The 12887-nt window shown below is 60.7% G+C and carries 11 protein-coding genes; 4 read left to right on the top strand and 7 right to left on the bottom strand.

The annotated features are described in order from the left end of the window. Window positions 1-2: 2 nt before the first annotated feature. Window positions 3-905, bottom strand: coding sequence for a DMT family transporter (locus RMV17_RS04770; RefSeq protein ID WP_311885901.1), 903 nt, complete (start codon window positions 903-905; stop codon window positions 3-5). A gap of 139 nt (window positions 906-1044) precedes the next feature. Between RMV17_RS04770 and RMV17_RS04765 the strand changes: the two genes are divergently transcribed. Continuing rightward, a complete protein-coding gene (locus tag RMV17_RS04765) occupies window positions 1045-1920 on the top strand; it encodes a helix-turn-helix domain-containing protein (RefSeq protein ID WP_108226207.1) in 876 nt (291 codons plus the stop codon). Window positions 1921-2120: 200 nt separating this feature from the next. On the opposite strand, the gene RMV17_RS04760 is transcribed toward RMV17_RS04765, so the two are convergent. The 6 genes from RMV17_RS04760 to RMV17_RS04735 all read right to left on the bottom strand — a co-directional run bounded on the left by RMV17_RS04760 (window position 2121) and on the right by RMV17_RS04735 (window position 8517). Continuing rightward, window positions 2121-4550 (bottom strand): TonB-dependent receptor, encoded by a 2430-nt coding sequence (locus RMV17_RS04760; protein ID WP_311885900.1) that lies wholly within the window; start codon window positions 4548-4550, stop codon window positions 2121-2123. 198 nt (window positions 4551-4748) lie between these two features. Then, entirely contained in the window at window positions 4749-5759 is a 1011-nt protein-coding gene (locus tag RMV17_RS04755) for a FecR family protein (RefSeq protein WP_409373113.1), read from the bottom strand. Next, window positions 5735-6301: an RNA polymerase sigma factor gene (locus tag RMV17_RS04750; protein WP_311885898.1), complete on the bottom strand. Its 567-nt coding sequence runs from the start codon at window positions 6299-6301 to the stop codon at window positions 5735-5737. The genes RMV17_RS04755 and RMV17_RS04750 overlap by 25 nt, the downstream gene beginning before the upstream one ends. Window position 6302: 1 nt before the next feature. Continuing rightward, the gene (locus RMV17_RS04745) at window positions 6303-6629 is read right to left on the bottom strand and encodes a DUF3325 domain-containing protein (RefSeq protein ID WP_311885897.1); all 327 of its coding nucleotides are present in this window, start codon (window positions 6627-6629) and stop codon (window positions 6303-6305) included. Beyond that, entirely contained in the window at window positions 6629-8215 is a 1587-nt protein-coding gene (locus tag RMV17_RS04740; RefSeq protein ID WP_311885896.1) for a PepSY-associated TM helix domain-containing protein, read from the bottom strand. The genes RMV17_RS04745 and RMV17_RS04740 overlap by 1 nt, the downstream gene beginning before the upstream one ends. After that, complete coding sequence (locus RMV17_RS04735; protein WP_016986986.1) at window positions 8212-8517, bottom strand: DUF3649 domain-containing protein; 306 nt, start codon at window positions 8515-8517, stop codon at window positions 8212-8214. Before RMV17_RS04735 ends, RMV17_RS04740 begins: the two co-directional genes overlap by 4 nt. 190 nt (window positions 8518-8707) lie before the next feature. Here RMV17_RS04735 and RMV17_RS04730 point away from each other — a divergent pair, with 190 nt between their 5' ends. The 3 genes from RMV17_RS04730 to fecA all read left to right on the top strand — a co-directional run bounded on the left by RMV17_RS04730 (window position 8708) and on the right by fecA (window position 12602). Further along, window positions 8708-9196 carry a sigma-70 family RNA polymerase sigma factor gene (locus RMV17_RS04730; protein ID WP_150792387.1) on the top strand — a complete coding sequence of 163 codons (489 nt, stop codon included), beginning with the start codon at window positions 8708-8710 and terminating at the stop codon, window positions 9194-9196. Beyond that, entirely contained in the window at window positions 9193-10125 is a 933-nt protein-coding gene (locus tag RMV17_RS04725; RefSeq protein WP_311885895.1) for a DUF4880 domain-containing protein, read from the top strand. Before RMV17_RS04730 ends, RMV17_RS04725 begins: the two co-directional genes overlap by 4 nt. Window positions 10126-10268: 143 nt before the next feature. Beyond that, a complete protein-coding gene (gene fecA, locus RMV17_RS04720; protein WP_311885894.1) occupies window positions 10269-12602 on the top strand; it encodes a TonB-dependent Fe(3+) dicitrate receptor FecA in 2334 nt (777 codons plus the stop codon). Window positions 12603-12887 lie beyond the last annotated feature (285 nt).

Genomic DNA, 12887 nt, shown 5'->3' with positions numbered 1-12887 from the left:
TTTCAAGCCAACTTTCCCTGTACTGGGGCCACCACTGCTTTCTGTTTACGAAACACCAGCACATTGCCCAGCATCACCAATACCAGCCCGACCAGCGCCGGCGCTGTCCATTGGTAACCTTCCGCGAACGCCGAAACGTTCAGCGCCACCACCGGAAACAGCACCGTGCAATACGCCGCGCGCTCCGGCCCCATGCGCCCGACCAGCGTCAGATACGCGGTAAAGCCAATGACCGAACCCGGGATCACCAGATACAGCAGCGCACCGACATAACGCGGCGACCAATCCATGTCGAATGGAATGCCTTTGACCAGGCACCACACCGACAATATCGCCGCCCCATAGGCCATGCCCCAGGCGTTGGTGGTCAGTGGTCTGAGTCCGGCCTTCTGTTGCAGGCTCGACAGCATGTTGCCCGCCGAGAAACACAACGTGCCGCACAGCGCCAGACCAAGCCCCAGCAAGGTTTGCGGGCTGGCGTGATGCCCGGCCAGTTCCGGCCAGAACAACATGCCCAGGCCGAACAGCCCCAGCGCACCGCCCATCAGCACATTGCGCGCGATGCGCTGGCCAAAGAACACCCGCGCATTCAGCGCGTTCCACAGCGTCGCGGTGGAAAACACCACCGCGACCAGACCACTGGGAATCCACTGACTGGCGGTGAGGAAACACATGAAGTTGACGCAAAACAGACATAACCCCTGCGCCACGCAGATCAGATGTCCACGGCGGTTCATCGGTTGCAGCCGGCGGCTGAGCAGCAACAACACAAACAGCACCAGCGCGGCGAGGCCGAAGCGATAGACGATCGACACCGGAATCGCTACCACGCCGAGTTGCCATTTCAGCGCAATCCAGGTGGTGCCCCAGATCAGCACGGTCAACAAATACAACGACAGGTTCATGGCATACACTCCTCGATAGGCCTTGAGTGTCTGCCCGGGCCAGGCTTGCGCGCTTGCATAATCTTGCGCATTTGTCTGGCGGCAGGCTGGCAGCGCGGTGTCTACGGAGTAGGATGCAAGGCGTTGAAGAGAACCGACCATGGCCGCCATCGATACCCTGCAAGTCTTTCAAGCGTTGAACAGCTCGCCCAATGCACGCCTTGTGCACAGTGCCGAGCTTGGTGACGGCTTGTCTGCCGCTTTGTGGACCAACCACCACGATGCGCAGGATTATGAAGCGCCCACCCACCACACGTTGTCCTGCTACATCGCCGGCGGCACCGGCACGTTTCGTCGTGATCAACCCGGCCAGAAAGGTGGGCCGGACAAGCTCTGCATTCTGCCGGCCGATCATGAATCAGGCTGGGTAATCAACGGCGATATCCGCCTCGCGCACCTGTACTTCAGCGCCGAACAATTCGCCCTCGGTTGCGTCACGCTGCTTGATCGCGAACCCCGCGAGATGCAGTTGCGCGAGCAGACCTTTCTCGAAGACCCGCAACAGGCGCAACGCTTCCGGCAGTTGCTGACGCTGAATTGGGACGAGCCTGCTGAACGCTTGCTGACCAGTAGCCTCGCCCATGAACTGATCAGCCACACCTTGCTCAGCCAGGTCGGCGCGCGTCAGGGTTTGCGTTTGAAGGGCGGATTGGCGCCACACCAGCGTCGGCAATTGGTGGAGTTCATCGACAGTCAGTTGGGCGAGCCGATCAGCCTGGGGCAACTGGCCGGGTTGTGTGCGCTGTCGGAATACCACTTTGCGCGGATGTTCCGCACAAGTTTCGGCCTGCCGCCGCATCAATATGTATTGGCGCGGCGCTTGAGTCGGGCACGGGAATTGTTACGCGGGACGGCGCTGCCATTGGGTGAGATTGCGCTGGCGTGCGGGTTTGCCAGCGCGAGTCATTTCACCAATCGGTTCAAGCAGGTTTTGGGGGGGACGCCGGGGGAGTATCGGCAGGCGTTTTTGCGTTGAGCCCTTCTCCCCTCACCCCAGCCCTCTCCCGGAGGGAGAGGGGTCCGACCGAGGTGTCTGGCGTTGTACATCGACCTGAATGACCGAGTCGATTATGGATTCGGTAAAGATCGATCACGTCGGCGCAGTTCTCCAATATCCCCCTATCAGTCCCCTCTCCCTCGGGGAGAGGGTTAGGGTGAGGGGCTTTTGATCTTGCCCTAAAACTCCAAAGTGCTGGACAGCGACACCTGCCGCGAGTCCCCCATCGACACAAAGAACCGGCTCGCCGCCGAAGTGTAGTAAGTGCGATCAAAAAGGTTCTTCACATTGAGCTGAAACTTGACCTTCTGCCCCTCGACTTTGGTGTCGTAAGTAGCAAACGCATCGGCGACGGTATAGCTCGGCAGATCAAAATCATTCACCGCATTACCTGCACGTTCACCGACATAACGCGCTCCAGCCCCCACTCGCAACTGGTCACCACCGATCACGCTGCCGAAGTCATACACCGCCGACAACGAGCCGGAATTCTTCGCCACGTTTTGCAGGCGCTTGCCTTTGTAGTCCGGGTCTTCGGTGACTTCGGCATCGGTGTAGGCGTAGCTGCCGATCATGCTCCAGTGGTCGCTCAACTGACCGGTCAGGTCCATTTCCAGACCGCGCGAACGCACCTCACCGGCCGCGCTGTAGATCGTCGTCGGGCCTTCGGAGTTGGCCACCAGCACGTTGCGCTTCTTGATGTCGAACAACGCGATGTTGCCGGTGACACGCCCCGGCATGTCCAGCCGCGCGCCGAGCTCCCACGACTTGGCTTCTTCCGGCGCGATGCTGCCGTCGAGCACGGTGCTGCTGCCGCTCAGTGGGGCGATGGTCGAGTTGGGTTTGAACGATTCGGTGTAGCTGCCGTAGAACGACAAGGCGTCGGTGTAGCGATACACCAGACCAGCGCGCGGGACGAACTTCTGGCCGTTGCTGTCGGTGTTGGCCTTGAACGGCACACCTTTGCCGGCGTACTGGTCGTATTCCTGGAAACGCCCGCCAGCAACCAGAATCCACTGGTCGTTGAGGTGAATGGAGTCCTGCATAAACACCGAATCGCTGCGCAGTTCATCGGTCTGCGCGCTGTCGGGGGCGCTGACGGTCGTGCCGGCAACTTCACGGCCATACACCGGATTGAGGTAGCTGAAGGTGGTCAGGCTTTTCTGCCGAATCAGGTCGGCGCGGTAGATCTTGCGGTACTCGTCATCGACGCCGAACACCAGATCATGCTGCATGCCCAGCACGTTGACCTTACCTTCGAGGCTGGCGGTGGTGAAGCGGTCGGTGCTGATCGCGTTCTGGGTGCCGTCCATGCTGCGGGTCAACGTGCCTTTTTTGGTGTCGATGGCGGTCACGCGGACCTGGCTGGCGTCGTAGGTTTCGCGGTTCCAGCTGTAACCGAAGTGCGCTTTCCAGTCGTCGTTGAGCTCGTGATCGGCTTCAAAGTGATACAGATCCGAACGGCCTTCCATGTTGTTGAACGGCTCGTCCAGACGTTCTTTGCGCGAGATGTCCAGCGGGTGATTGGTGCGCGGATCGATCAGCGTGCCACGGTCGAACGGCGTGAGAAATTCACGGTGCTCGTAGGCGAACAACAGCTTGGTGCTCTCGCCAAACCAGGCCAGCGATGGGGCGATCAGGGTTTCGCGGTGGGTGCCGAAGTTGCGCCAGTAGTCTTCGTCTTCGTGGTCGAGCACCATGCGATAGGCCAGCCCGGAATCGCCCAATGGACCGGTGCTGTCGAGGGTGCCGCCGCTGCCGTTCTTGCTGTCGCCGTAGGTCGAGCCGCGCAAGGTCAGCGCGTTGTACTGCGTCAATTCCGGCTTCTTGCTGACCAGGTTGACCACGCCACCCGGGTCTTGAATGCCGTACAGCAACGAGGCCGGGCCTTTGAGTACTTCAACACGATCGACGGTGGCGTTCATGCCACGACCCTGCACGATCGGCATGCCGTCGCGCATGATCGAGCCATTACGGTTGTCACCGAAACCGCGGGTCATCACCGAATCCTGCGTGCTGCCCAAGGTGTTGCCTTGGGTGATGCCACTGACATTGGCCAGGGCATCATCAAGATTGCGCGGCGCCTGATCGCGGATGACCTGGCCCGGGATGACGTTGACGGTCTGCGGGATTTCCTGCAGCGAGGCCGAGGAGCGCATCACCGAACTGGTTTCCGGCGGCTGATAACTCATCGATTCGTCGCGGGTCGAGGTGATGGTCGTGGCACCGAGATTCAACGCGCCTTCGGTAGGCTTGGGCTCCAGCGCCAACGTGTGGCTGTCGGTGCGGCGGAGGTTGAGGCCGGAGCCGCTGAGCAAGCGTTGCAGTGCCTGTTCGGCACTCATCTGGCCATTGACGGCCGGAGCGGTGAGGCCGTACGGCGCTTCGTCGGTGTAGACCACGCTCTGCCCGGTGACGCGGCTGAAGTCGCTCAAGGCTTGCGGCAGCGGTTTGGCGGCCAGGGAAAAGTTGAACTGCTTTTGCGCCTGACTGCTGGCGGTTTCAGCGGCGAGCGCGACGTTCATCGGCAACAGCGCCAATGCCGAAAAGCTCAATGCCGAAACGCCTAACCATTGTTTGACCGAACCCGATTTTGCCCTGGACTTCATTGCTCAATGACCTGTGTAGAACCGCAACGGATGCGAATGACTCGCAGTTTCAGTCACTACACGGATGGGGCTCGGGTTTACCTCACCACAAATCTGAAAATATTTTTTTAGATCAAAAGATCGCAGCCTTCGGCAGCTCCTACAGGGATCGCATTCCAATGTAGGAGCTGCCGAAGGCTGCGATCTTTTGACTTGGCCTCAACGCAAAATAATCAGATGCCCCAACACCTGATGCTGCTCGAACCCCATCACCCCTTGCAGGGAACTGAGCACCGCCTGCGGATCCTTGCTCGGAAAACTGCCACTGACCTTGCGCGCCGCCAGCTCATCGTTGAGCAGCACAATCCGCCCGGGGTAATAACGGCGCAGATCCTCGACCACATCGGCCAGCGTCGACTTGTAGTAAGTCAGCCAGCCCTGACGCCAGGCCAGTTGCGCTTCGCTGTCCACCGCGTGAAGCTTTTGCGCCGAACCTTCGCCGTAAGCGACCTGCTGGCCGGCAGTGAGAATCTGTTGTTCACCACCACGATCCGCCGTCACGCCAACGCGCCCCGACAACACCGTGACCTGCGCACCATGCGGTTGCAGTCGCACTTCGAACTGTGTGCCAAGCACCCGTGCCTCGCCCTTCTCCGCCGCGACCACAAACGGATCCCCCGTATGCGTAACGCTGAAGAAACCGGCACCGCGGCGCAACTGCACATGCCGCTCGCCACGACTGAAATCCACGGCAATCGCACTGTCGCCATCCAGCGTCACTTGCGAGTGATCGGCAAGCGTCACCGTGCGGATTGCACCGGGCGCCGAGACATAATCGGCGCCCAGCTCATCGATCCAGCGCTGCGGTTGCCAACCCGTGCCGAGGCTGACCATCAGCAACAGACACGCCGCCATCGCCAGTGCGCCCGACCAACGCAAAAGCTGCGGACGGCGCGGGCGATCCATCGCATCGAGATAGCCCTGCAATGCCAAGGCCTCTTCATCGGCCAATGTGCGCGCCGGACTTTCGCTCAGTTCCCAGAGCACCTGCGCCTGCGCGTAAGCCTCTGCATGCGCCGGGTCGGCACGCAGCCATTGGCTGAAGGTCAGTTGATCGCCCGCGCTCGGCCGGTCATGCAGCAAGCTCAGCCAGGCAAACGCGGCCTGCTCTTGCGCGGGCGTCGGAACAATGGAGTCAGATGGCTTCACGGTGCTTTCCCTGGCAGGCATGGCGCGGGTTCGCGCAGGCTGGCCTTGCAGGCCTCGAGGGCGCGCATCATATGTTTTTCCACGGCACTTTGGGACAAGCCCATGGCTTTGGCGATGTCCGCGTATTTGCGGCCGTGGATGCGATTGAGCAAAAAGATCTGTCGGGTGCGCTCGGGCAAGGCGCGCAACGCCGCTTCGACATGCTTCAGATCATTGCCCGCTTCCAGCGCTGCTTGTGGTTCGCTGCCGTGGCTGTGCGGCGCGTCCGGTTGCCAGCCTTCGTTGACCCGCGTGCGCGTGCCTTCGCTGCGCAGATGATCGATCGCGATGTTGCCGGCGCAGCGCAAAAGATAAGTGCTGAGTTCTTCGACCTGCACCAGCGGGCGCCGCCAGAAACGCAGAAACAGATCCTGCACCAGGTCCGCTGCCGTCGCCCGACAACCGACGCGCCGGTTCACCAGCGCTTCCATTTGCGAACGCTGGGACAAAAACACCTGAAGAAAATGCGCACGCGCCCCGCGCGGCTCGTCGTCGCGGGATTCCGGCGGCAGACCGATCAGCACTTCAGCACTGCGCCCATGCAGCAACCGGGCTGGCGAGCAAACCGACCCCGGCCAGCGCCAATGCGAAACGCGGGCGATATGGCAGCAACAACACCAACGCCAAGGCGCTGAGCATCAGCACGGCGAACCAGTCGACCAGGCCAAAGCTCCAGCCGTTGGCAGAAACGGCGGCCCACAGCGACAGACTCAGCATCAACCATCCGGCCAACGTCAGGCCCTGCCGCCGACGCCTGGTCGGTTTGTGGCCGAGCAATTCATCATGGTGACGCGGCATCGCCAGGCACAACGCGGTGAATCCGGCGTAGCTGAGCAACAACGGCAACAGCATCAGTTCGCCCCTTGCTCAAGGGTGATCGGCCGAGCCTGTTCGCGGCGGGGCTTTTTAACGCTGACGGTGTTGCCGGCGCGCTGCATTTTCCACGCGGCCCAAGCCAGGAAGAAACCGCTTGCGAGGCAGGTCAGATCAAAACCGGCCAATGCCCAATCCCTCTGCATCAAGGTGACGCCGAGATTCCAAGGGGTGGTCAGCGCATTGATCAGCGGCACCGCGACAAACAGCGCGGCACCGAGCACAAGCTGTTCAATCCAGGCCTTGCGCCCCGGCCGTAACAGCGCGTGCAGCACGCTCAGGCCCCAGGCCATGAAGAACGCGTTCACTTCCCAATCCGCGCGCCCGGCGAGGCTCACCGGCAATAGACGATTAGCCAGAAAGAACACCGCCACCGCCGACACCAGCCCGGCCATGCTGGCGATGTTCAGCACTTCAACCAAGCGCAATTCAAATGGCATCACACCGCTCTTGGCGTGTTTGAGTTGACGTTTGCCGAGCCAGATCACCAGCCCGGTGCCGATCATCGCCGTGCCGGCCAGACCACAAATGAAATACAGCCAACGCAAGAGCGGCCCGGCAAAGTGGCCCATGTGCAAACCATAGAACGCACCACCCACCGCCATCGCCATCGGTTGTTCCGGAGTGCTGCCGAGCATCTGCCCGGTCACACCGTTGAAGGTCACGGCGCGGCCAAAATCATGTACCACGCGATCGCCGGCACGGGACAGCACCACGGTGGCATTGGCGTCCCCCGGATTGCTCACCGACAGGCGCGCCGTGTGGCCGCCCGACCATTGCTCGCTGGCTTTGCTCAACAGCGGCGCCATGGACGTCAACGGCGCAGCGATATCGGCGCGCTCCGGGGTCTTCGAAGCGGGGAAAACTTCGTCATAAAACGTGCGCACGTCACTGCCGTAAGACGCGACGATGCTCGCCGGCATGACCATCGACATGAAAATCACCAGGCTGCTGTAGGTGATCATCAAGTGAAACGGCAGCACCAGCACACCCACCGCGTTATGCCCGTCGAGCCAGGAACGCTGGCCCTTGCGCGGGCGGAAGGTGAAAAAGTCTTTGAAGATTTTCTTGTGGGTGATGATCCCGGTGATCAGCGCGACAAACATCACCATGGCCGCGATGGTCGATAGCCAACGGCCCCACGGATAAGGCATTTGCAACTGGAAATGGAAACGGTAGAAGAATTCGCCGCCCATGCTTGCGCGGCCTTGTACTTCGGCGCCGGTTTGCGCGTCGAGGGTTTTCGATTCAAAGCGCCCGCGCTCGCCGGGATTGGCCGGCGCTTGTTGCCAGCGCACGGTCAGGCCGGGATCTCGCGCATCAGGCAAATCGATCAGCCAGCGTGACGCGCCCGCCGCGTGTTGCAGCAGATAATCCTGGGCCAGCGTCAGGCTCGTCTCGACACTCACCGATCGCGCGGGGATTTCCGGCTGCATCCAGTGGCTGATTTCATCTTTGAAATAGGCCAGCGTCCCGGTCAGAAAAATCGCGAACAGCAACCAGCCGAACAGCAGTCCGGTCCAGGTGTGCAGCCAGGCCATCGCCTGACGGAAGCCCTCTTTCATGCCAGCCCCAATCCACGCGCCGCGCCGGAGATGGTCGCCAGAATCACGCTCGGCACCAGCAAGCCGACCCAAGCCGACCACGCAGTGCGGCAGGCAAAACACCAGAGCACCGCCACCAGATAGACCAGAAAGGAAATGGTCATGCCGGTCACCACCGCTTCGGCGCGGCTCAACGGCAGCCACAGCGTCAGGGTGACACTGGCCAGCGCCGCAACGAGATAGCCGCCAAACACCGCCGCCAACACCCGTGAGGTGACGGCCAGACGATAGGACATGGGAAGTGTGGCGAGTTTGCCTTTCATGTTTCGACCCTGAAACGAAAAACGTCCGGCCGATCAGCCGAACCTACAGGCGAGCAATATTAATGATAAATATTCTCATACGCAAAAGCATCTGATTGCCGGTTAAGCGTTTCGCCCCTTACAATGCGAACAGTTCTTGTTCTCTAACGCATACTCTCTACCGCGCCAGCAAGCGCCCGGAGTAATACCGTTGTCGTCCGCCCATCCCGTCGAATCGCTCTATCAGGCTCATCACAGTTGGCTGACTGGCTGGCTGCGGCGCAAACTCGGCTGCCCGGACAGCGCGGCGGACCTGGCACAGGACACGTTTATCAAGGTGCTGACCGCCCGCGAACCACCGGTGATCATAGAGCCGCGGGCCTTTCTGACGACGTTGGCCAAGCGCGTTCTGTTCAATCATTACCGCCGTCAGGATGTCGAACGCGCTTACCTCGACACCTTGGCGCAGATGCCGGACATGGTCGCGCCGTCGGAAGAAGACAAGGCGATCATCCTGCAAACCCTGATGGAGCTGGATGAATTGCTCGACGGTTTGCCGCGTCAGGTCAAACGCGCCTTTTTGCTGGCGCAGGTCGATGGCCTGACGTATCCACAGATCGCCGCTGAACTCGACATCTCTGTGGCCACGGTCAAACGTCATTTGAACAAAGCGGCGATGCGCTGCTACTTCGCCCTATGAACCGCGCGCCGGATTTCTCCTCCCAAGTGGCTGAACAGGCCGTGTATTGGTTGATGGAAATGCAGCAAGGCACGCTCTCCCCGCGCCAGCAACAGGCCTGGCAACAATGGCTGGAGGCGCACAGTGAACATCGGCGAGCGTGGGAGCATATTCAACGAGTCAATCAGCGTCTGCGCGGTGTGTCTTCGCCGCTGGCACACGCGGCGTTGAACGGGCCGAAGTCCGGCAGCCGTCGTCAGGCGCTGAAACTGCTGCTGATTCTCGGTGCCGGTTCGGCGGTGACCTGGGGCATGCGCGAACACACCCCACTGCCGTCGCTGTTCGCCGATTACCGCAGCCCGATCGGGCAACGGCGCAAAGTGGCGCTCGGCGCCGGCGATCAGTTGCAACTCAACACCGCCAGTGCCGCCGATGTGGATACCTCGGCGCGACTGATCCGCTTGCTCGAAGGCGAAATCCTCCTGACTGCCGCGCAATCGTTCGAAGTGCGCACGGCTCAAGGCACTCTGAAAACTCACGGCGCACGCCTCAATGTGCGTCAATTTGCCGATCACACGCAGGTAGCGCTGTTTGAAGGCCGGGTCGAGCTGAGCAGCAACGGACGCGCGCCGATGTTGCTGCCGCTCGCGCGTCAGTTGAGTTTTACCTCTGCTTCAGTCACCGAAGCCAAGCCTTTGGACGCCAACAGCGGCGCCTGGGCCGACGGCATGCTGGTGGCGGCGCATATGCGTCTGGGCGACTTCCTCGATGAACTGGCTCGCTACCGTCGCGGCCAGCTCAATTGCGACAGAGACGTTGCCGATCTGCTGATCTCAGGGACTTATCCGCTGGACGACAGCGAGCGGATTCTCGATCTGCTGGAAATCAGTTTGCCGGTGAAGGTGAAGCGCTTTACCCGTTACTGGGTGAGCGTCGAAGCACGGGTTTAAAGCAGCAGAATCAAAAGATCGTCCGAAGGCTCGGGCCGCGATCGGACGATCTTTTGATTTTGAAAAATAAATGAGCCGTTTTTCAGATCTGGCGTGACAGAGAAGGAAAGCCCCCTTGATTCAACCTTCTCAGGATCATCCACATGCACCCCACTCGCCTCACGCCACTGGCCCGTAGCCTGCGCAATCTCGTCCTCGGCGCCAGTCTGAGCTTCGCCGCCCTGCCCGCCGCGCTGGCCGCTGATGCCAAGGCTTATCACATCGCGCCATCGTCGCTGGAGAACGCTCTCAACCAGTTTGGTCGTGAAGCAGGCGTGTTGATTTCATTCGGTTCGCAAGTCACCAGCGGTGTGCAAAGTCGAGGTCTGGAGGGCAGCTACACGCCCGAACAAGGTTTGAATGCGCTGCTCGAAGGCACCGGTCTGCAAGCGCGCGCCGAGGGCAACAATGCGTTCAGCCTGCAACCGGTGGCGGATGCCGCGCTGCAACTGGACACGTCGAAAGTCGTCGGCGACTGGCTCGGCGATGCTGCGCAAATCAACGTCTTCGAACATCCCGGTGCCCGTGATGTGATCCGTCGCGAAGAGTTCGAACGTCAGGGCGCAACGCAGGCCCGTGATGTGCTCAACCGTATCCCTGGCGTCAACGCCCCGGAAAACAACGGCACCGGCAGCCATGACATGGCGCTGAACTTCGGCATTCGTGGGTTGAATCCGCGCCTGGCCGCGCGCTCGACAGTGTTGATGGACGGCATTCCGGTGCCGTTCGCGCCTTACGGCCAGCCACAACTGTCGTTCGCGCCGATCAGCATGGGCAACATGGATGCCGTGGACGTGGTGCGCGGCGGTGGCGCCGTGCGTTATGGTCCGCAGAACGTCGGCGGCGTGGTCAACTTCGTGACCCGGGCGATTCCTGACGAGCCAACGGTCAAGGGTGGCTTCCAGACGGAAACCAGCCCATCGTCGAGCCACGACGGCTTCAAGACCAGCGCCAATCTACTGGCCGGCGGCACTAACGCCAATGGCCTCGGCGGCGCATTGCTGTATTCCGGAACCCGTGGCGGCGACTGGCGCGAACACAGCGACACTGAAATCGACGACCTGATCCTCAAGGGCAAATACCAGCTCGACGAAGCCAATAGCTTCAACGCCATGGCCCAGTATTACGAAGGCAAGGCGGACATGCCAGGCGGTCTGAACGTGGCCGATTACGACGCTGATCCGTACCAGTCGACACGGCCGAAAGACCAGTTCTGGGGCCGCCGCACGATGTTCAATTTCGGCTATCGCTATCAGGAAGATCGCCGCGAATTCACCGCCAATACATTCTTCACCAAGACCCTGCGCAGTGGTTATCTGGATCAGGGCACGTTCCTTTCGTTGTCGCCGCGCGAGTATTGGGTGCGCGGCCTGGAAACCCGTTTCGCCCAAGGCTTCGACCTCGGCCCGACCAGCCACGAAGTCGGCGTTGGCTACCGCTATATCAACGAGGCTGGCCACGAACTGCGCTATCGCACGCCGATCAGCAGCAACGAATACCCGACCACCGCCAGCCGCAACGACCGCGACACCCGTGGCGGCACCGAGGCCAATGCGTTCTTCGTCGACGATCGCATCGACATCGGCAAATGGACGATCACCCCGGGCGTGCGCTACGAGATGATCGAGTCGCAGCAAACCAACAATCTGACCAACGTCAAATACAAGGGCGACTACAACACCGCGCTGCCGGCGTTGAACGTGCTTTATCACCTGACCGACAGCTGGAACCTGTACGCCAACACCGAAGGCTCGTTCGGCAGCGTGCAATACAGCCAGATGCCCAACCGCGTAACCAGCGGCGAAGTGAAACCGGAAAAGGCGCGCACCTGGGAACTCGGCACGCGCTATGACAACGGTGCGTTGCGTGCGGAAATCGGCGCGTTCCTGATCAACTTCGATAACCAGTACGAAAGCAACCAGACCAACGATTCGGTGATCGCCCGTGGCGAAACCCGCCATCAAGGGATCGAGACCAGCGTCAATTACGCGCTGGATGACTTGAGCCCGGCGCTCGCCGGTTTCGATGTCTACGCCACTTACGCTTATGTCGACGCAACCATCCGCGAAGACGGGCCAAACAAGGGCAACCGCGTACCGTTCTCGTCGAAACACAAAGGCACGATTGGCGTCGGTTACACCGAAGGTCCGTGGAAGTTGAATCTGGATAGCAGCTTCCAGAGCGACCAGTTCGCCGACAACGCCAACACCTCGAAAGAAAGTGCCGATGGCAGCACCGGCAAGATCCCGGGCTACATGCTGTTCAGCAGCCGTGCGGGGTATGACTTCGGCCCGCAGTTGTCGGATCTGAACGTGGCGGTGGGGGTGAAGAACATCTTCAATACGCAGTACTTCACGCGTTCGTTTGATGACAACAACAAGGGTAAGTATGTGGGTGAGCCGCGGACGGTTTATGTGCAGACTTCTGTGGCGTTCTGAGGATTGAAAAGCCCCTCATCGGAACGCCGCCCGCCTAGCCCTCTCCCAGAGGGAGAGGGGACTGATCGTGGGATGCTTGCGAGGTACGCCGACCTGAACGTGCTGTGCCGAATCCATAATCGACTCGACCTGAAACCGCTTTGCCGAATCCATAATCGACTCGACCTGAAACCGCTTTGCCGAATCCATAATCGACTCGACCTGAAACCGCTTTGCCGAATCCATAATCGACTCGGTCTTACAGGTCGATGTACCCCGCAAGACACCTCGGTCGGCCCCCTCTCC

Origin of the sequence: Pseudomonas sp. VD-NE ins (assembly GCF_031882575.1) — a bacterium.
GTDB classification, from domain to species: domain Bacteria; phylum Pseudomonadota; class Gammaproteobacteria; order Pseudomonadales; family Pseudomonadaceae; genus Aquipseudomonas; species Aquipseudomonas fluorescens_BZ.
This window is presented reverse-complemented; position numbering and strand designations above follow the sequence as displayed.